We start from the raw sequence: 20780 nt of genomic DNA, 5'->3' as shown, positions 1-20780 counted from the left end.
CTGAGAAATGCATTTGGTCAGGCACCAAAATCTCCTTTCAAGGTGCGTTTTATCCTCCGCAGGGCTTTTGCCCAGAAGCAGTTGGTGCGGTGGTAGTAGTGCGCGAAGGCACGGCGGGCTTCCTGGTTTTCGGCAATCGGGCTGATTCTTTCTACGGGCAGCGGCTTCTGCCAGAGGGACGAGTCGTACAGTCCGCCACCCCCGCAGTTGGTTCCGCTGCCGTCGAAACCGTTGTTCTGTACCAACGAACGGCCCACATTCAGCGAAAGGATGTCGGCAAGGAACAGGCTGGCATTCCAGCGGATGGCCCACGAGTTGTTCTTGCCTTCGGTTTGCCGGCGCAGCATCCGGGTGAAGCGGTAAGTGCCGTCGAAGTCGAAGAGGCGGGTCAGCCGGCGTTCCTCCAGTTGTCTCAGCAGTGCCTTGCCGTCCGGATTGAAGTGCTGCCAGGCACGCTTCCAGGTGGCCCATCCCCAGCTGCCGGTCCACTTGATGAGGAACGTGTCGGGCAACGAGGGGTCTCTTGTGAAGTCGCAGGCCTGGATGTGCCCTACGCGCGGTTCGTCCTTGTACATGTCGAGTGCATCGTTCATGAAGCGCAGGAAGTAGGGAGCCACGATGAGGTCATCTTCCAGCACGATGACTTGTCCGTAGCGGTTGATTTGTGTCGTCACGCCGTCGATGATGTTGCGTGCCAGTCCCCAGTTCTCCTCCCTCTCTATGATTTCGATGGAGCCGAAACCGCTGATGGTACGGATGAAACGCCGGACTTCTGCCACGGCAGGCCGGGCGGAATCGTCACGGGCAGCATCGGAATAAATTATCAGGGGGCTTTGGGATGCCTCCGCATTAGTGAGCAGACTTTCTATCAGTTGCCGAGTATGTGCCGGACGATTGTATACGAAGAGGAGAATAGGAGCGTAGGGCATGGTCACTTTGCTTATATGGATGAATATGTGGCAAAGATAATGCTTTTGGTGAATGCGATGGCTCTTTTGTTCACATATATTAATCAGTCAGGTACAACGCGGTCTTCTTGCTGTGCAGGTTTGCTTTCCGGTAGTGCAGAACTTCGCGGGTGCGCCCCAACAACCGGAAGGTGATTCCGATGTAGGCCATGCCGGTCCGGGCATCTTTCTTCATCAATGCCTTCCAGGATTTCTTGATGCCTGCCAGTATACCGAAACCAAAAGCCTTCGGAAACGAATAGTTGATGTTTGCATATTCCGCCAGCATATAAACCTGCTCGGACCGGAGCCATGCCTCACGGCTTACTTTGCGGTACTCGCGGTCGTGACAGCCGAATACGGCAGGCGAATATCCAACCGAGTAACCGTAGTGGCGCAGGCGGTTGACGTAGTCCACATCTTCGCCGTAATGATAGAACAACGGGCAGAAGCCTCCCACCTCTCGCAGCACGGAAGCGGGGATCATCCAGAAGGCGGCATTGATAAAGGAGAGGGTAACAGGTGGTTGCAGGGCGCCTGCCTGTTGCTGGCTTTCCCATCTTTTTACTTCTTCCAGGCCGTTCAATCCGGCATAACCGGCAAAGCCTGGTTCCAGCTTCTCACCGGAACCCGCCAGATGTACAGGGGAGAGAATGCCGTACCGGGGATATTTCAGGCTGAGTTCACTTAATGTTCCGAGCACTTTCGCATCGATCCAGGCGTCCTGGTTCAGCAGGAAGACGGCGTCGTATCCTTCTTCCAGGGCAATCTTCATGCCGATGTTGTTGGCACGGCCGAATCCAAGATTCTCTTTGCTCCGGATGAGGCGTACTTCGGGGTAATGGCTTTCGATGAGCCGGACGGTGTGGTCTTGCGATGCATTATCTACCACAATGACGTCTGCCTGTTGCTCCGACTGGCGGAGACTGCCCAGACAACGGTCTATCCAGCGCTCAAAGTTATAGGATACGATGATAACGAGTATTTTCATAGGGTTTCCTGTTTTCGTTCTGCATCAATGGTTTCCACAAGAGAGTCGGAGGCTCCACTCACTACTTTCCGACAGAACATTTTGCCGGATTGCTTCAGTGCAGGCCAGTCTTCCAGGCTCATGGTCTTTATGGACTTGCCATATACGATGTGGTGCAGGGGAGTCAAAGTGAAGAGTCCGCCGTACTTCCCTTCGCGGAGCAATGCGTGCTTGCCGAAAGGGGAGTTGAAGACAAGGGTCTGTATGCACAATTCGCTGGGTACAAAGCTTGTTTTGAGGTAGCGCTTCAGTCCTTCTTCGGTACATAACTTCTCGTAGACGTATCGGGCGCAAGGCAAGGTGAGACCCCAATAGTCGGAACCGAAAAAGATGTCGGCTTCCTTATGGCCTATCTTTGTTACAGGCTGTTTCTTGAACGGAAGCTGCTTCATCAGATTGCGGGAGGCAACGATGAACTTATTCTTTAACCAAAGGTTCTTCCATCGTAAATCGCGGAAGAAGTGGTAATGGATTACTTTGGATAATAACCGCTTGTCGGCAGAGCGGGTGAGGTTCATGCCCATAATGAATTCTGTCTCCTTGTGCTCGTCAAAGTACCGGTGTATCTTCTCATTCGACCACAAGGGATAGTCCTGACCGCTCAGGCATACTACGCGGGTGTAAGGTATGCCGCTATGCAGTACGGCGGCGAGCAATTCTTTTTGGTATTCCACTTGCTCCCAACCTCCCCAGCTCACCCAATGGCTGGGTACAAAGGTCGCTTTGTCTTTCAGCAGTTCCCTGAAGGGACGGCTGTCTGCCTTCCGGTCGATGTGTATGTAGAAGTCGGCATCCTCATTCAAGGCGTCGACAAGGCGTGCCAGGTGGGATGCATCTCTGTATGCGGATATGATATAGGCTATGCGGCTCATGCTCTTTTTCTCTTTAAAAGGAAGTCAATGCTTTCCCGGAAAATGACGGATTGCAGTTTCCATAAGGTCAATGCATAGAGTCCGGCAACGATTACTACTTTGGCAACTATGCTCAGATATAGGTTCCCGATGGGGCGGGTGGCATAATACGCCACCGTAACCAGCGCCACGGATAGTATAAGGTAAGGGGAAATGTCTTTCAGCATGTCCCGCAGGGTCAGCCCTATCTCTCTCCTCACAAAGCCGAACCATACAAACAGCCAGCCGACATTGATTGCTACGAAGATGCGTAGCATCCATTCCAGCCCGTAAGGGTGCATGGCGCAGGCAGCTATCAGTTGCAGCACACTCAGGCTGATGGTACTCCACATGTAGATGGATGAATGTCCGCGGCTGATAATCAGATTGGAGAAGAGGTTGATGATAGGGAGGAAGGCTCCCCATATACAGAGTATCTGCAGGATATAGGCACTGCCCATCCATTTCTCTGTAATGGCTATCACAATCAGTTCTTTCGAAACGAGGCTCAGCCCCAGCATGGCGGGGAAGGAGATGAAGGCTGTAAACCGGAGTAGTTTCCGGAATACTGCCAATTGGCGTGCCCGGTCATCGGCTACGGTTGTAAAGACGGGCTGCGCAATGCCGTTTATCATTCCGGTAATCAGGGTATGCCCCATAGCGTTCCACTTATTGGCCTGGTTAAAGTCTCCTACTTCCCGTTCCGAATAGAACTTGCCCAGCAATACGGAGAACAGGTTGTTGTTGATGATAGTGAAGATATTGGTAATGATTATCTTGCTGCTGAATCCGATCATCTCCCTGATAGGGGTGAAGTCGAACCGGAAGCTGGGTCTCCAGTGGGAGAAGTAGAAGTTGAGTATCGTAACCACGGTTACGAACGAGATGCTTTGCAGGGCAATGCCCCAGTATGTAAATCCGTTGGCTGCCAGCACTATGCCGACAATGCCCGAAACAATCAGGCTGGTAATAGAGATAATAGTGGTTTCCTTGATCTTCAGATTCTTGAAGAGATAGGCGCGTGGCGCAATGCTCATGCTCGAAATAACAAAGCTCAGAAAAGAAAGACGGGAAAGAGGAATCAGTTCGGGAGTCTTATAAAAGTCTGCAATCAATGGTGCAGCAAGGAAAAGCAGGATGTAGAGCGTGATTCCGCAGAATGTACTGAACCAGAATACTGCATTATAGTCTTTATGGCAAGTCTCCTTCCGGTTGGTGAGCGCTGAAATAAAACCGCCCTCCTGCAATGCAGCGGCAATGGCTGAGAATATGGTGAGCATCCCTACCATACCGTAGTCCGAATTGTCCAATAAACGGGCAAGGACTATTCCGAAGCTCAGATTCAGCAACTGCTGTATGCCGTTGCTGAATCCTCCCCAGAATAATCCTTTGGCGGTTTTTTCTTTCAGTGATGATTCGCTCATCGTACTTATTTATTTCACCTCACTACCCGGCTTTACCTCCTTCAGCAACGAAGTTACTGCCAGCGAACCGTCGTAGTTCTCGGCAGAAAGTATCATGCCTTCACTCACCAGTCCGTTCTTGAATTGGCGCGGAGCCAGGTTGGCGATGAACAGCACTTGCTTGCCAACCAGTTCTTCCGGTTGGTAGTGCTGTGCAATACCACTTACGATGGTGCGGTTTTCCAGTCCGTCGGCAATCTTGAACTTCAGCAACTTCTTCATCTTGGGTACGGCTTCGCATTCCAAGACTGTACCTACACGGATGTCGAGCTTTTCGAAGTCATCGAAGGAGATGGTCGGCTTTATAGGATTAGCCTTATAGCTGGCAGTTTCGTTGGCTTTCTTGGTGGCCAGCAGCTTGTCTACTTGTGCCTGGATAACGTCGTCCTCTATCTTCTCGAACAGCAGTTCGGGAGTTCCCAGTTGGTGTCCGGCAGGGAGCAGGTCGGTGTGTCCCAGTTCTGCCCAGTCGAAGCTGTCCATATTCAGCATCTTGCGAAGCTTCTCGCTGCTGAACGGCAGGAACGGCTCGAAAGCAATGGCGAGATTGGCTACCAACTGCAACGAAATGTTGAGGATGGTGGCAACGCGGGACATGTCTGTCTTGGCAATCTTCCAGGGTTCGGTGTCTGCCAGGTACTTGTTTCCGATACGTGCCAGGTTCATCGCCTCCTTCTGTGCATCGCGGAACTTGAATACATCCAGCAGCTTCTCTACTTCTGCTTTTACATCTACAAATTCTTTCAGCGTCTCGCGGTCGTAATCCGTCAATTCGCCTGCGGCAGGAACTACACTGTCGAAGTACTTCTTGGTGAGCTGCAACGCGCGGTTCACGAAGTTACCGTATACGGCAACCAGTTCATTGTTATTGCGAGCCTGGAAATCTTTCCAGGTGAAGTCGTTGTCTTTCGTCTCCGGTGCATTGGCAGTGAGCACATAGCGAAGAACGTCCTGCTTGCCGGGGAAGTCTTGCAGATATTCGTGCAGCCATACAGCCCAGTTGCGTGATGTGGAAATCTTGTCGCCTTCCAGGTTCAGGAACTCGTTGCTCGGCACATTGTCCGGCAAGATGTAGCTGCCTTCCGCTTTCAGCATGGCGGGGAATACGATGCAGTGGAATACGATATTGTCTTTACCGATGAAATGAACCAGGCGTGTTTCAGAGTCTTTCCACCATTTCTCCCAAGAGTCGGGAAGCAGTTCCTTGGTGTTACTGATGTAACCGATAGGAGCATCGAACCATACGTACAACACTTTGCCTTCGGCACCTTCCACCGGTACGGGAATACCCCAATCCAGGTCGCGGCTCACGGCACGCGGTTGCAGCCCCATGTCGAGCCAGCTCTTGCACTGACCGTAAACGTTGGGACGCCATTCCTTATGATCTTCCAGAATCCATTGGCGCAACCAACCTTCGTGCTTGTCCAACGGCAGATACCAGTGCTTCGTTTCGCGCATTACGGGCTGGCTTCCGCTGATGGCACTCTTCGGATTAATCAGATCCGTAGGGCTGAGGCTGGTGCCGCACTTCTCGCATTGGTCGCCGTAAGCACCTTCTGCATGGCAGTGAGGACATTCGCCGGTGATGTAGCGGTCGGCAAGGAAAGTCCTGGCTTCCTCGTCGTAGTATTGCATGCTGGTCTTTTCGATGAACTCACCCTTGTCGTACAGTTCGCGGAAGAACTCCGAAGCCGTGTCGTGGTGCGTCTTCGAAGTGGTGCGGCTGTATATATCAAACGAAACGCCGAAGTCCTCGAAAGACTTCTTGATAAGCGTATGGTAGCGGTCTACCACATCCTGCGGAGTGATGCCTTCTTTCTTGGCACGGATAGTGATGGGCACTCCGTGCTCGTCGGAACCTCCGATAAAGACTACATCCTCCTTCTTCAGGCGCAGATAGCGGACATAAATATCTGCCGGAACATAGACACCTGCCAGGTGTCCGATATGAACTGGACCGTTTGCATACGGCAGGGCCGATGTCACGGTGGTACGTTTAAATTTCTTTTCCATTGTATTATATGTATCTCTTTTGTTATGAACGCTTTTAGGATGTGCAAAGATAGCGGTTTTCGCTCAAACTACCATAAACCTTTACTTCCTTTTCTTGCGCATGACAAACTCCTCGAAGAAACTGTCGCGGTAACTGTTGCCGATGGCTATCTCGTGAGTTTTGATAAAGATGTCGTTATTGTCGAAAGCTTCGATGCGGGCGGTGTTCACTACGTACGACTTATTCACCCTCAGGAAAAGGCTTTTGGGCAGCAGTTCGTACATGGCTTTCAGATTCATGCGGGTGATGATGCGCTGCTCTTCCAGTTGCAGGATCACGTAGTCCTTCAGCCCTTCTACGAAGAGTATATCCTCAAAGTTCACTTTGAAATACTTGCGGTCCGACTTTACGAAGAAATAATCGTCGGCAGCAGGCTCTATGTTTTCTTTTTCTTCTTGCAGCAGCAGGGAGTGGTAAGAGAGGGCTTTGTCGGTGGCTTTGCGGAAGCGTTCCGGTTCTACGGGCTTGATGAGATAATCTATTGCATCTACCTCGTAACTGTCCAAAGCATATTCCGAATAGGCAGTTGTAAAGATGATAAGTGTTCTTTTGGATATTTTCTTGGCGAAGTCTATCCCCGTGATGCCGGGCATCTGTATATCGAGGAATATCAAGTCTACCGTATGTTCTTCCATAAACCCGGCTGCCGAGGCGGCGTTGTTGAAAGTACCCGTCAGGCTTAGATAGGTGATGTCTTTCACTAACAATTCAATCGCTTCGCGTGCCAGCGGCTCGTCATCTACTATAATACAATTCATAATGTCAAGTGTAAATTAACTTTGTAACTAACTTCAGTCTCTTCCACCTCCAGCGTATGCTTGCCCGGGTACAGCAACTCCAGGCGGCGCTTAATGTTCTTCAGTCCCAAACCGCCCACTTTCGGCTTATCCTCTTCCGATTGACGCGCAGGCTTGGAGTTTATACACTGAAAGAGCAGTTCATTCTTCCATACCTTGAAAGAAAGGTGTACGTACGATTCGTTCTCACTGTCGGGATTGTGCTTCACGGCATTCTCCACAAAGGGGATGAACAGAAGCGGAGGAAGCGATATCTTTTCTATTTCTCCTTCTTTGGATATAGTATATTCAAACTTATCCCGCCTTATCTTCTCCAGATTAAGGAAGTCATTGAGGAAATGAATGTCCGAACTTAATGAAACTTTATCTTCCGAGCCGTTATTTATCTGATAGCGTAGCAGGTCTTCCAGTTTGAACAAGAGTTGCGATGCTTCGGCCGGATTCTTCTTGATAAGCACATTGGCGTTGTTGAGCATATTGAAAAGGAAGTGCGGATTAATCTGCCGTTTCAGATGCTTCAACTCCGATTGCAGTGTGGTGGACTCCAACTCGCTGATGCGCTGAGAATAAGTAACCCAATGGCGCAATAATAATAAGGTAGATGTGCCTACAATCATCAAGCCTATCGAGAAGGTAGAGGACGTCAGGTTCAAGGCAATGAGATAGACGTAGTAAAGCTCCTGGATGCCTTTGAAACTATACAGGGTAGCTTGCAGTATGGTTATTCCCAACAGTGTGAAAAGAATCAGTCCGGCTACTCCCATGAGATATTTCTGATACTTTTCTTTCTCCAGATAGCGGGGTGTCAATACATAGAGATTGAAATAAATAACTCCGTTGATGAGCAGGTAATAGCAGAACCAGGACAGGACGGCTGTTGTGTCCCGGGAGAGTTGTGATTCGCCGTCCAGAGATATATTGATGGTCAGTGCAAGTATCATAAGCTGCAACAAGATGTGCCTGCAAACCTTATAACGCGGGTTTTGCAGAAAGCCGGGTACTATATTCTTATCTATATCAGTCATTCGTCTTGCTTATATTTCTAAATTCAATGTCACTTCTTTGCCGGTCACTGTCAGGGAGTGACGGTTGCCGTACAGGAAATCGAGCCGCTTGCAGACCTTGGAGAAATCCATGTCGAAGAAGACTTCTTCCGGTTCGCACCGGCAAGTGAAGGTTACCGCATCGTCTGTAGTCTCGAACCGTATCGTTATGGAAGCCTGCTTGTCCGCCTCGTAGATTCTGCTTATGGCCGATTGCACAAAAGAGATAAGCAGCAGGGGCGCAACCAGTATATGCGAACATCCCTTGTCGGACTGGATATTGAAGCTGAATATTCCGGAGTACATTTGTTCCAGCGTAAGATAGTTGTTCAGGAACTTTATCTCCGCACTAAGCAGCACTCTTTCCCGGCTGCAATCGTATAATTGGTATCTGAGCAACTGGCTCAGTCTGATAAGCATGTCCGAAGCCTCTTGGGGACGTTGCGACGCCAATACTCCGGTACGGTTCAAGATACTGAACAGCAGGCGGGGATTTACTTGTTCTTTCAGCTGCTCCACTTCCGATTGTATGTGCAGCTTTTCCAGTTGGTTCACTTTCCGGTTGTCCAAAAGCCAGTTCTTCAGCAGCACTGTCATGCTTATGCCTGATATGCAAAGCAACACCAAGGCAAAAGAGGACAGGATGGTGATGGGGATTCGCGGCATCGTATAGAATCCGTCCAATATGTCATAGCGGATGAGTACGGCGCGCTCTTCCATCGTCTGGACAAAGATTAGCAGCAAGACGGTAGCAGACAGGCAGAGTGCATACCGTACATACTTCTTTTGCAATAAGTAGCGCGGAAGCAATACCCACAGATTGAAGTAACAAGCTACCATATAAGTAATGAATATAAAGGCAGCTTGGAGGAAAATTCCATTCCCTAACCTTTCCATGCCATCCCTCATCGTCATGAACGACTGGTTGAGCGCAGTGATCACCATGATAAAGATGAGCAAGAGATGCCTTGCCGTTCTGTATCCGGGGGAGAGCAAAAACTTACGCAGAAAAGAGGAGGAAGTTGTATTGTCGAAATTATCCATATCGTATCTTTGGCATCAAAAGTAATGCTTTTATCTTTAAAACTCAACCTTATAGTAGATATTCGGCAAGGACATGGCAAATCTATTCGGCTCTATTTTCTTCGTTTTTATGTTGTACTCATGCCCGCCGTACTCTTTATAGTTCGTGGCATTGAGCAGCTTCACGGCAAACTCGTGCGTACACTTCTTCTTGTTTATCTTATAGCTGACGGAGAAGTTTGTCAGGAAGATGGGTGAGAATTGTTGGCTGTATGCCCTTGTTTCATCGTATTGCACTTCTTTATCGGGATGCTCCATCGTAGCGGCTTCGTCTATCGGAGAGTATCTGTCGCCTCCCTGCAGGGTGAGTTTGGCGTTCACGCTCAGTATGTTCTGCTTGTTGCGCCCCATCATCCATTCCTTGCCACCCAGCAGGTTGAGGATGTAATGACGGTTGAACTTGGTGTTGTGCCACACCTTGTCGCCTCCGCAATAGCGGGAGTCGAACAGTGAACCGGTGAACATATAATAATATCCCCGGCTGAGGTATTTCTCCAAAGTCACGTCTACTCCGATATTTCTTCCTTTCCCTTTGTTTACCAGTGCATCTTCCACGTAGAAGTCCTCCCGGTTCAGTACGGAATAAGAGTCGCCGGCTCTGACGGGCACGTCGAACAACGTCTGGAAGTAAGGCTCTATCTTCAGCAGCATGTCGTCGGAGATTTTGTAATCGAAGGTCAGCATGAAGTGGTTGGCTTTGGTGAAGTCGAGGTGCTTGTTTACCAGTTCGTCGCCCGTTTGCGGTGTCCGGGTGTAGTAGACGTCCATTTTCTCCATACGACTGTACAGGCCGTAGGCCAGTGCAAACGAGGTTTTGGCAGTGGCTTGCCACTTCATGCCGATGCGGGGTTCCAGTGTCCAATGCTTGTTCAGTGCCAGTACTTGGGTGTTCAGTCCGAGGTTCAGGGTAAAGTTATTGCCTATGCCGATGGAGTTGCTGGTGTAGGCAGAGAACAAGCTTGTATTGCCGTTGCCCATAGAGATGACATTCAGGGGCGTGTTGACGAAGGGGGCAAGGCTCATCCCCATATCGTAGAACATCTGCGTGAAGGTGGCTCCCGTCTTGTTGGTGAACCGGGCGCTGAACTTATGATTGTAAGAGGTGGTGAATACCAGGTTTGTGTTTTCCCTACTCATGTCCAGATAGGGAGTAGAGTTCAGGTCGGTGTCGAACATGTCGATGGAGGCGGTGCTCTTGAAGTAAGTGCTCGCTATGGTCGTCTTCAGCAACCCGTTCTCGCCGATGAAGTAACGGTGGCTGATTCCTCCTGCCGCCATATACTGGTCGGTTTTGGATTCCGAGCCATCGCCCAGATACTCCCATTTGCTGATGTCTTTCTCCAGGTCGCTGCCGTATTTGTCGATGAGGCTGGTACCCCAGATGGAGAAGGTGCCCAGGCGACGGGTGGGGAAGTTGAACTTGAAGTTCAGGTCCTGATAGTCGAAGGCACCTCCCAGGTCCACCATATTGAGGTGGGCCAGCAGTCCGGTGGCGGAGTAGCGGTAGTTGACGATGTACGATGCGTTGTGCTTCTTGCTCAAAGGGCCTTCCGAGGCAACGTCTATGCCCAGTATTCCTGCCTGAATGGTGTTCTCGACTTTCCGGTTGTTTCCGTTTCTCAGCTTCATGTCGAAGACGCCCGATACCGCATTGCCATATTCGGCGGGAAAGGCTCCGGTGAAGAAGTCCGAGTTGCCCAGTACATGGTTGCTCAGAGAAGACAGTATGCCGCCGCCCAGTGTGGCGATGTCGGCGTAGTGGTTGGGATTGGGAATCTCTACGTCTTCGAGCCTCCATTGCAGCAAGTGAGGAGCATTGCCGTGGATGGAAATACCATTTTGCGACACTCCCGATGATATTCCGGCAAAGGAACTTGCCAGGCGTGCCGGGTCATCCATACCTCCGGCATAGCGCGAGGCTTCTTCTACGCTGAACATACGTGCTCCGGTCAGTGCCATTTTGTTAAGCGCTTGCTCTTTGTTTACTTGCGGGCGTACTACTACTTCGTTCAACTCCTGCGTGTTTTCGGTCATTGCTATGTCCAGGAAGACTTCTTTGGCGGAAGATACCAATATCTCACGGATGAGGCTGGGCTCATAGCCGATGAAGGTTGCCTTTACGGTGTGGCGTCCCACCGGGATGCCTTTCAGCAGGAAGTTCCCGATACTATCGGTGATGGCTCCTCGGTCGGGAGCATCTTCCAGTTGGATGGTGGCGTAGGCGATGGGTGTGCCCGATGCTTTGTCTGTTACGGTGCCTCTGATGTTCTGCGTCAGGTGTTGGGCGGAGGAGGGAAGGCAGAAGCATGTCATTAACAGACAGATTCCTGCTCTTCCCTTGATAGAGTCTTGCATCTTGCGTGCAACTTCCTTTACTTTAGTCATGTTCATATCTACTTTTAGTTTTTAATGATGGGCAAAAGTAGGTATAGTAGAAGGATGCTACCGGTTTTGTAGACGAAAGCGGGTGGTTTGTATACCAAAGGGTTCTTTGATGTATAGAGAAAAGTTCTTCGACATTAAGAAAAAAGATCCTGGGTATAGGAAGAAAACTTGCTCTGTTCAGTAACAATTCTCTGTTCAAGCCTTGCGAACGGATATTCGCAAGGCTTGAATATGTATTCGCACTGTGCGAACAAGCGTTCGCAAGGCATGGACGGAACTATTTATCGTTGAAGCCAGAACTTGTATAGGCGGTCGGTGATGACATAGCCACCGTTTGTTTTCTCTACGACTCCCTTGCCGGACAATCCTTTCAAGGCCGATTGTACGGAACTGGGAGATTTCAGGTGATACTTCTGCACAAACTCACCGGAAGTAACATTCGTTGCTACATTCTCGGCAGCAATGGCTCGGACTATCTCACGTTGCCGTTCTGTCAAGCCGGCAAAAAGGGATTGATAAATGAAGTTCTGCTTTCGGATGAGAGAAAGCAGGGCAGTTTCAAAATAATCGAGAGTGGCTGTTGTTCCTTTCTCCGTCATCAGGTAGATTTCATTCATTAGCATTTGCAGGTAGAGGGTGATGCCTTCGAATTTGGTATAAACCTCTTCTATCAAGCTGTCTTCTACTTCTTTCCCGTTCTCGTGAAAGTGCATTCGGGCAAATTCTATGTATTTGTCCAATGGAATGCTTTCAAGATGCAAAGTGAAAGTGCTTTGATAAAAAGGACGATTGGCACGGCTGAACATATCTACCAACAGACTCGGTTCGCTGCCTGCAAAGATGAAGCGGGCGTTGGGACAATGCTGTATCTGTGTGCGCAGCAAGGCTTCCATGTTTTTCTCGTTGTAATTCTGTATTTGCTGGAACTCATCGAAGGCTACAATGCAGGGTTTGTCAGCTCCGTTCAGGTAGGCAAAGATTTCATCCAATGTAGTTTCTACTGAAGGTATATTCTCCAAGCCTATCTCTAAAGACGGTTCTCCTGTCATGGCATCGAGCTTCACAGCAGGGCGCAAGGAAGCAATGGTTTGCAGAAAGCGGTCGAGGAACTTGCGACCGCGAGGTTTCAGTTGTTCCAAAATGGCACAGCCAAAAGCGTATACAAACTCACGGAGGGAGGAGGTGGCAAAGATGTCGATGAAGAATGTGTAGTAGTTACGGCTGATTTCCTCTTGCTGGAAGGTGTGCATCACCAGGCCGGTTTTGCCCATGCGGCGTTGGGCTATCAAGACTACGCTGCGGCCGTTATTCAGGTCGCGGGTCAATTCGGCTGTCTCCTGTTCGCGGTCGCAGAAGTAATGGCTACCTGCGTAGGCGCCTATGACGAAGGGATTGGTTTGCACACTCTTCATGATTATTCTATTTTAGATTATTGCAAATATAATAATCTTATTTATAATAATTGGTCTATAGGCGTAGAAATCTTGTTTTAGTGATGTTTGATGAGTAGCTTACGAATTAAGGTCTGCATTATATTTAGAATTATTACACATTTTACGTTACGTAAAGTATGTAACGTAAAATGTGTAATTCTTTAGTTTATTCATTGAACCAATCAATCTTTTTAGAGAAATACATCACCAAAGCCAATATCACAAACAGTCCAAGGCTACCGGCAAGCAGTGCAAAAGTCTCCAACTGGATGAGGATGAATATATAGATATAAAGAATGCCCAGCAGACCTACCATGATAAGGGCCGGTTTTTTCTTTTTGATAATTCCCTGCATATACCCACCTACCAGAGCGATGGTAAGCAGGGAAGCCACACCATAAGCCGGACTGAACCCGATATGCTCCGACATGGAAAGCAGGAGGCTGTAGAACAGACAGAGTGCCAATCCTACCAGTAAATATTGCAAGGCATGAATACGGGTCTTTTCCATAATCTCCGTAAAGAAAATCACCGTGAAAGTCAGCAAGATAATAAGAATGGCATACTTGGCCGAACGCAAGGATTGTTGATACTGCTCTACCGGTATCTTCAGGTTGACACCGAAATTAGAATCTTCTATATCGCGTATATTGGCACTTTTGGAATTAACCAGCACCTGCGAATAGTTCCTGTTCAGGTTCAGCACCTGCCATTGGGCCGAGAAGTCTTTCTCCGTTATGTCTCTTTTCTCAGGCAGGAAATTACCATCGAAGCTTGGAGTGCCCCAATTGGCTTTTAGCTTGACCTGAGTGGTTTTTCCCAATGGGGTGAAATAAATAGCCTGGGAGCCTTTCAACTTGATTCTCATTTCATACGGCAGCTTCTTGTTCTCTTTCAAAGCGGAAAGGTTGATAATGGCATGAACGCCCATATTCTCAATGCCCCGTCCGTCCATCCCCGGTTCAAACACATAGACAGAGTCGTTCAAAGTAATGCTGACCTGCTCGCTGAGTCCGCGCATATCCGTCAGGTTCAGGCATACGGCGGCCTTGTCGTACTCAAGTGCTTCCATATCGACATTGCTTTTCTTGAGCTCTTCCGGGCTGAAGAAACCTTTGAGGAGCAATTCCGATTGATACACATTCACCTTATAAATGCCTCTTTGAAGGATTTCTGTTTGCAATTGTCCGTCTACCGATAGTTCGTCAGGAAAGAGAATGACGTCTCCCGCAACTGCCTTCTTCTTTCCATTATCGTCTTGCGCAATGGAGTATTGCAGATTGATGTAAGGACCTGTGATAGTCTGTGCCAAACTCCATTTCTGGCTCACTTCGTCGATAGCGTTTGCTTGTGTCTGTCCCCGTTCCGTAATCATGTTTTCAATCATGACCATCGGAATCAGCAACAACAGGACCAGGAAGGCAATAACCACTACCTTAATCGATTTTGAAAAACGGTGCATGCAGCCGCTTGCCTGTTTTCCTACTTCACCTAAGTTCCCGTTTACTTTGTCGTTTAAATCATCGTTCAAGCTGTCCATAATAGAATGATATTAAGTATATAATAGGTATCGTTTCGCTTTTCCCCATAATAGGTTTAAGTAGACTTCAGGAAACTTTCCAATGCCTCTATGTGGGCTTTGAAAGCTTCTCTCCCCTGCGGGGTGGCCTGGAAAGAAGTCTTGGGTTTCCTGCCCACAAAGCTCTTCAGGCAGACGATGTAGCCAAGTTCTTCCAAGGCCCTCGTATGGCTGGCCAGGTTGCCGTCAGTCAATGAAAGCAACTCTTTCAACGTATTGAAATCAGCGTCCTCATTTACCATCAGCACTGCCATGATGCCTAAACGGACTTTGCTTTCGAAGGCTTTATTTATATTTTGAAATGCTTCTATCATTTGTTCCTTTCGTACTGTAAGTAAAACAATACTCCATACAGAATATGGAATCCACCAAAACCGATGGTCCAGAAAAGCAGGTCGTGCCCTTCAAGAAAACAGTTCAAAATGCCCAGGCAGAGAAAGGCATATCCCAACCAAGCTACATTAGAATAGGTGAATTTGGATACATTGACCAGAGAAAGTCCATAGAACAGTAGCATAACCGATGAAAGCAAACCATAATTTCCATGCAGCAGCAATGCTATGCAGAATAGTCCTCCCGTCAGCAACGGAAGTGCAAAGTTCCAGGCAATGCGGTACGTCAACTTGCTGAATAATTTCTGCCCCATCTTTCTTGCCTTGTACCAAGACAGGATGCATGCCGTAATTATAGATGCTACCAATACAAGTGAGGCTACCGCAATCCATTCTTCCCGGCTGCTGTCCGAGCCCAACAAATTGCCAACTGCAAAAGCACCGGCCAATGCATACGTGCCGGCCAGTACAGCTGTCATTCCACTGAGAGATACAAACTTGGAGGACTTTTCCATCAACTCCTTTATCTCATTTACTGATTCTAATGCCTTATTCTTATCCATAAAAAAGTACTTTGTATTGCAAAGTAAAAGATAAAAAATCAAAGTACAAAAGAAAAGACAGAGAAAGTTAAGGAAGCTTTGAATAAATCTTCCAAGATTGATTTTTGAGATAAAAAAGACTTTTCAAGATTGTTTTTTCTATCAAATAAAGCACTTTGATAATTTATTTCTTTATATTTGCGATATAAAAAAAGAAGTAAAGTATGGAAGAAAATACAGTAGAAGGCATTTATCGTCTGTTTCATAGGAAGCTTAATGCAGTTCCCACTACATTTATCCGGTATTTATACCACCAGATAAACTGGAATGACCGCTTGATAGGAATCAAGGGAGCGCGGGGCGTAGGAAAAACCACATTGATATTGCAACATATCAAAGAGCATTTCCCCGACCGTGATAAAGCACTGTATGTTTCTCTCGATAACCTTTGGTTTACCACCCACTCATTGACAGACCTTGTAGAGTACCATTACACCCACGGAGGTACTCACTTGTTTTTGGATGAAATACATCGTTACCCTAAGTGGCAAACCATCCTTAAAAATCTATACGATGATTATCCGGATCTGAATATCGTCTACACCGGCTCGTCCATGCTTGAGATAGACTCCTCGCAAGGCGATCTTTCCAGAAGACAGATTGTATACCATCTTGCTGGCTTGTCTTTCCGTGAGTTCCTGTACTTTGAGAACGATATAAAAGTCGAACCGGTTACTTTGGAAGAGTTATTATCGCGGCATGTAGAGATAGCATCCTTCATCACATCCGGTACCAAGATATTGCCTTTGTTCGAGAAATACCTCAAAATCGGATATTATCCCTTCTATAAAAGTACCTTCGAGGGATATGAATTCAGATTACAGGAAGTAGTCCGTCAAGTCATTGAGTCCGATCTGCCGGCAGTAGAAGACGTGCAATACATCACTATTCAGAAAGTAAAAAAGATGCTGATGATTTTGGCAGAGCGTGTGCCTCATACTCCGAAGATGTCCGAGCTCTACAAGGAATTGGAAACAAATCGCGAACAAGGTCTTAAAATGCTGTATGCTTTGGAGCGTGGCGGATTGCTGGCATTGCTGACAACCGAAGTAAAGAACTACCGGAGTCTCTCACGCCCGGACAAGATATACCTCAACAACACAAACCTGATGTATGCATTGTCTCCTCGCGTAGATATCGGCAACATACGGGAAACGTTTTTTCTGAATCAGCTCAGTGCTTTCCACGAAGTCCTGCTTCCTGCCACCGGTGATTTCTTTGTAGATCGTAAATACCTGTTCGAGGTAGGCGGACGTACCAAGACCTTCGAGCAGATAAAAGATATACCGGACAGTTACCTTGCTGTAGATGCCACCGAGATAGGGCATCACAATCGCATTCCGCTTTGGATGGTCGGCCTTCTATATTAAAAAATGAAAGTGTGCTAAAAGTAAGAATTAGAGCACACCTTCATTTAGCAAAAGAATAAGTCTTTTTTCAGACTCATAACGTTAATAGAATTCAGCACCTATTATTTGCGGCTTTTGGGTAAATCCCATTTCATTAATTTTCAATATCCGTTCAAAAAAGAACTTGCTAACAAGTGATTGCGGACAATCTTTCACTCGGCTATAGTTATTTAAAACCCAATGGTTATTTTGGGCCCTTTCTCCTAAACTTTGCATATACTCAATGATTGAGTTAGCTGCGTGACTGTTTCCTACACAGTTTTCTTCTTTGAATCTCAATGCTTTATTTGTAGCATTGTAAATAAGGTAATAGATTTGTCCGACAGAATATTCATTCAATAAGTCATTTAATACCCCATTTGTTTTATCGCCTACTTTGTAGGTGATATTAAACATCTCCTTTATACTGTATAGAAGATATTCCAAGCATTCATTTAAAGCAATCTTTCTCCATAGACAATATGCTTCATATGCATTCGCTTCTTCAAGAGGATTGACCAGGAAATCTATAAGCGTAACTTTCTCTAAATAGGGCGATTTAAGATTAAGGTACCAATATACTTTATTTGTATAGAATGTATATCTTCTTTTTTCAATATCTATATCAGCGAAGCACTCTAAATCAGTTTCGGGAGAAACTCTTAGGATGTTATTTTGGTAAAGCATATCGGTGATTTCTTTCGAAAACATTGGGGTCGGAGCTATGGGTGTATGAAATTGGCTGAATGGTTTGATAATGTTATAATCTTCATCAATTCCTCCTCTCAAAACGGCTCCGATATATACTTTTTCTTCGAAAGATAATGTGGCTATATCTCTTTCTTGATTTTGTTCAGAATAGAGTAACTCCTGAATAAGTAGTTTATTTTCTTGTTCGATTTTTAGCCTTTCTTTATATTTCTTTTTTTGCTCTTCAAATTCCTCTTGTCTCGCTCTCTCTATGCATGTTTTGCAGCAACAATATCCGGATTCCGGTTCATGTCTGCATTCTGGGCAAATTAATAGAAGGTTAATACCAGAATGATTGCGAGGTAAGTATTGGATTTGCAACTTATGATTACAATAGGGACACAATTGTTCTGTTTCTATTGCAGGTAATAGTTTTCTAAATGATGAAGGTTGACAATTTATTTTATATGTTTCTATTATATCTTTTATTTTAATGTCGTTATAGTAGTCTTTTATTAGTTGTTCTGTTTCATCATTGGAAAGATGGCTGATTAGGCTGGGGTTTATATATTTCATTATCGTTTTATATTTGGCTGGCAAAGGTAATAAAAAATGTAACCATTAGATCTTATTTACATAATATTTTGCTACCAGAATTAATAGCTGAATTTCTGTTTAAAATAATGCAGCTCTCCGATAAACGCACCTTATTGCATTAACCCTCCTTCTATAAAGAAAAGTACCTCATTTAATCGGTTTTTATTTGCTTTTTCATCCTTGAAAATGGCTGGGATAGAAATTATCTTATCTTGAATCAGTTTATCTACTAAGTTCCACATGACTTCATGATATAACATTACCATAGCTACTTTTTCATCATCAATGCCATATCGGGCAGCCAGGGAGTTACAATTATCCTTGAGTTCATCACTGATAGAATTCACCAGCTTATCATTTATCTGATGAAAGCTATCTTGCTGTTTCTTAATGATAGGGATTAATACATTCCCATTATCGTCTACCAGTCCATAAGGTTTTAATCCGGAGATAAGTTGGGTATCTGTTATTTTCCCAAACTTTGCTATTTCATCTGCGCACTGATCCATAAGTTTGTTACTGGGAGCAATATCACTGTTGACGTAAGTCAAAATCAAATTCTGTTCTCCATAGCCATTTGTACCGCATGCAGGACCTTTTCTTGGCTCATACAATACCCAATAACAGCCACTCCAACTTGTATGGCTGTCGATATCTTCAAACAGAACCAGCTTTGTCCACATCCTTCCATCCAAAAGATACGAAAAGACGAGTGAGAGCGTATTATCTCTGAATCCCATTTCACTGATAGTTTGGGTCAGCGATATAAAATCCGCTTTTGTCTTTGTATACATAGATTCGGCAATCTCTCTGCTGAAACTTCTTAAAGAACTGGTTTGTTCTTTATCAAGAATAGGTATTGTTGTTTTCCATTTGCCTTTTGTTTTACTGATAAGCCCACCGACTTCCAATAACAACAATTGGCTATCGGAACATTTCACACCCATTTCGCGGAGTTCTGCTTGGGTATGCGGGGTTCGCAAATTGTATAGTATTTCCCAATTATTATCCGGTATTACATAGTCTTCAGGTTGATGTCCGGTTACTGCAATAAATTGCGTTGCTTCCCATTGGCTATAAGGGCGTATCTGAGTCTGTGCTTTTGCCATAGTAAAAGCTGATAATAGGACTAATAACAGGAATAGATTTGAGTAGTGTTTCATTATCGTTTTATATTAGTTTGTATTGGATGCAAAAGTACGATATATTTTTCGATAATCTTCTAAAATTGTGTAGAATTCCCGCTATATTAAGAAGAGGTGCATCTGACGAAAACCGCCGGATGCACCTCTTTTCTTTTACTCATTCCCTATCCCAAAGGATTCTCGCCTTGGTCTCCGTCAGAGCCGCCGCTGCCCGAACCGCCTTGATCAGGATTGCTATCACCCGAGTCACCGCTGAACGCATCGTTCTTCAGGCATACGCTATTGGCAACATCTCTGCTGGCCGTGCTGTAGAAACTCAGATAAACGGCCAGTGCGTCATCACTCCAGCTTGCCGGTAGTGCCAGTTCTGCCTTGGCTTTGGAGCGTGTAGCGCTGTTCACGTTGTAGACAGCTTCCTTTTTATTCTTGTTATAAGCCAGCAGCATAGCGGTATCTGTAGTTTGGGCATCTCCTGTTCCACTGTTGTCCGTCCATACATAAGAGGCTTTGTTGCCCGTCACTGTAACCGTGGCATCCAAGGCTGTAGCCAGATTGCCTCGTGCCACCAATGCCTTCTCATAATCGATGATGGTATTTACGCTGCATCCCTTCACGGCATTCTTCAGCATGTATGACATGGCTGCGTTGAATGCCGATTGATCCTTCGTATAGTTCTGGTAGCCGATGCGTACGAAAGGTGTCATTGACTTCAGAAAATTGAGTGCTGTCGAGAATTTACCCCGTTGGCATAGCTGTTTTTCCGTCTTCGCGTCGTTGGTGCTTACTGCCAATGCCCGCATGTAGTGTACCGATTTCCATGTACTGCCTACCACAGTACCTACTCTGCCCGAGAAGCCTCCCAGGATTCCTTGTTTAATAGTTCCCATAATTTTAAAATCTAGTTTTAATTAATAAAATAAAGTTTGTGTTGTCGATGAATGCTAAAAAGACTTCTGCAGCAATCTTCTCGTGTCGTCCATTCGGCAGAAACGGTGTTTGTGTTTCCGTTACGTCGGCAAAGATAGGGTGGGCGTTTTTCTCCTGCAAATTAAAAAGGCGAAAGCGTTCCACGGGATGGTGGAAAGTTTGGTATGTCTCCGGCAGATGTTCATCGTCCGAGCAACTTCTTCTGTATATTGTTGGGAGTATGCCCTTGCTTTTCCCTTTCATACTTATCTTTTAACCATTTTATCAAAAAACATGGCGTAAATTTTGGTGTTTTGAAAGAAGAAGGGATACCCTTTCGGTTTATCACTCCGATACACTTATCCGCGCCCTCCCCTCCACAAATCTCGCAAATTAATAGGGAATGATATTTTCAAA

18 protein-coding genes are annotated in these 20780 nt (G+C 46.4%); 1 reads left to right on the top strand and 17 read right to left on the bottom strand.

Annotated features, from left to right (window positions below):
- Positions 1-17: 17 nt before the first annotated feature.
- From AAE250_RS08300 to AAE250_RS08240, 13 genes are all read right to left on the bottom strand, one after another.
- A complete protein-coding gene (locus AAE250_RS08300) occupies positions 18-929 on the bottom strand; it encodes a glycosyltransferase family 2 protein (RefSeq protein WP_294596225.1) in 912 nt (303 codons plus the stop codon).
- A 79-nt stretch (positions 930-1008) separates the two neighbouring features.
- A complete protein-coding gene (locus tag AAE250_RS08295) occupies positions 1009-1938 on the bottom strand; it encodes a glycosyltransferase family 2 protein (RefSeq protein WP_294596222.1) in 930 nt (309 codons plus the stop codon).
- Positions 1935-2849, bottom strand: a complete 915-nt coding sequence (locus AAE250_RS08290) for a beta-1,6-N-acetylglucosaminyltransferase (RefSeq protein ID WP_294596218.1) — start codon at positions 2847-2849, stop codon at positions 1935-1937. Before AAE250_RS08290 ends, AAE250_RS08295 begins: the two co-directional genes overlap by 4 nt.
- On the bottom strand, positions 2846-4291 hold the full coding sequence (locus AAE250_RS08285; protein WP_294596215.1) for a lipopolysaccharide biosynthesis protein: 1446 nt from the start codon (positions 4289-4291) through the stop codon (positions 2846-2848). The genes AAE250_RS08290 and AAE250_RS08285 overlap by 4 nt, the downstream gene beginning before the upstream one ends.
- A 9-nt stretch (positions 4292-4300) precedes the next feature.
- The gene (gene metG / locus AAE250_RS08280) at positions 4301-6343 is read right to left on the bottom strand and encodes a methionine--tRNA ligase (protein WP_294596212.1); all 2043 of its coding nucleotides are present in this window, start codon (positions 6341-6343) and stop codon (positions 4301-4303) included.
- 81 nt (positions 6344-6424) lie between these two features.
- Positions 6425-7141 carry a LytR/AlgR family response regulator transcription factor gene (locus tag AAE250_RS08275; protein ID WP_294596209.1) on the bottom strand — a complete coding sequence of 239 codons (717 nt, stop codon included), beginning with the start codon at positions 7139-7141 and terminating at the stop codon, positions 6425-6427.
- Positions 7138-8205: a sensor histidine kinase gene (locus tag AAE250_RS08270; protein ID WP_294596206.1), complete on the bottom strand. Its 1068-nt coding sequence runs from the start codon at positions 8203-8205 to the stop codon at positions 7138-7140. Before AAE250_RS08270 ends, AAE250_RS08275 begins: the two co-directional genes overlap by 4 nt.
- 9 nt (positions 8206-8214) lie before the next feature.
- A complete protein-coding gene (locus tag AAE250_RS08265) occupies positions 8215-9267 on the bottom strand; it encodes a sensor histidine kinase (RefSeq protein ID WP_294596205.1) in 1053 nt (350 codons plus the stop codon).
- Positions 9268-9303: 36 nt separating this feature from the next.
- Positions 9304-11619 carry a TonB-dependent receptor gene (locus AAE250_RS08260; protein WP_294596551.1) on the bottom strand — a complete coding sequence of 772 codons (2316 nt, stop codon included), beginning with the start codon at positions 11617-11619 and terminating at the stop codon, positions 9304-9306.
- A gap of 353 nt (positions 11620-11972) precedes the next feature.
- Entirely contained in the window at positions 11973-13103 is a 1131-nt protein-coding gene (locus AAE250_RS08255; RefSeq protein WP_294596202.1) for an AAA family ATPase, read from the bottom strand.
- A 187-nt stretch (positions 13104-13290) separates the two neighbouring features.
- On the bottom strand, positions 13291-14664 hold the full coding sequence (creD, locus tag AAE250_RS08250; protein ID WP_294596199.1) for a cell envelope integrity protein CreD: 1374 nt from the start codon (positions 14662-14664) through the stop codon (positions 13291-13293).
- A gap of 56 nt (positions 14665-14720) precedes the next feature.
- Positions 14721-15017 (bottom strand): winged helix-turn-helix domain-containing protein, encoded by a 297-nt coding sequence (locus AAE250_RS08245; RefSeq protein ID WP_294596197.1) that lies wholly within the window; start codon positions 15015-15017, stop codon positions 14721-14723.
- Complete coding sequence (locus tag AAE250_RS08240; protein WP_294596194.1) at positions 15014-15598, bottom strand: hypothetical protein; 585 nt, start codon at positions 15596-15598, stop codon at positions 15014-15016. The genes AAE250_RS08245 and AAE250_RS08240 overlap by 4 nt, the downstream gene beginning before the upstream one ends.
- Positions 15599-15801: 203 nt before the next feature.
- On the opposite strand from AAE250_RS08240, the gene AAE250_RS08235 reads away from it, so the two are divergent.
- Positions 15802-17007, top strand: a complete 1206-nt coding sequence (locus tag AAE250_RS08235) for an ATP-binding protein (protein ID WP_294596192.1) — start codon at positions 15802-15804, stop codon at positions 17005-17007.
- 81 nt (positions 17008-17088) lie between these two features.
- On the opposite strand, the gene AAE250_RS08230 is transcribed toward AAE250_RS08235, so the two are convergent.
- The 4 genes from AAE250_RS08230 to AAE250_RS08215 all read right to left on the bottom strand — a co-directional run bounded on the left by AAE250_RS08230 (position 17089) and on the right by AAE250_RS08215 (position 20627).
- Complete coding sequence (locus AAE250_RS08230) at positions 17089-18291, bottom strand: hypothetical protein (protein WP_294596190.1); 1203 nt, start codon at positions 18289-18291, stop codon at positions 17089-17091.
- A 131-nt stretch (positions 18292-18422) separates the two neighbouring features.
- On the bottom strand, positions 18423-19421 hold the full coding sequence (locus AAE250_RS08225) for a hypothetical protein (protein ID WP_294596188.1): 999 nt from the start codon (positions 19419-19421) through the stop codon (positions 18423-18425).
- Positions 19422-19621: 200 nt separating this feature from the next.
- A complete protein-coding gene (locus AAE250_RS08220) occupies positions 19622-20344 on the bottom strand; it encodes a DUF6266 family protein (protein WP_294596186.1) in 723 nt (240 codons plus the stop codon).
- A 4-nt stretch (positions 20345-20348) separates the two neighbouring features.
- The gene (locus AAE250_RS08215; protein WP_294596184.1) at positions 20349-20627 is read right to left on the bottom strand and encodes a hypothetical protein; all 279 of its coding nucleotides are present in this window, start codon (positions 20625-20627) and stop codon (positions 20349-20351) included.
- Between the last annotated feature and the right edge of the window lie 153 nt (positions 20628-20780).

The organism is Bacteroides sp. GD17 (assembly GCF_038448625.1).
Taxonomy (GTDB): domain Bacteria; phylum Bacteroidota; class Bacteroidia; order Bacteroidales; family Bacteroidaceae; genus Bacteroides.
This window is presented reverse-complemented; position numbering and strand designations above follow the sequence as displayed.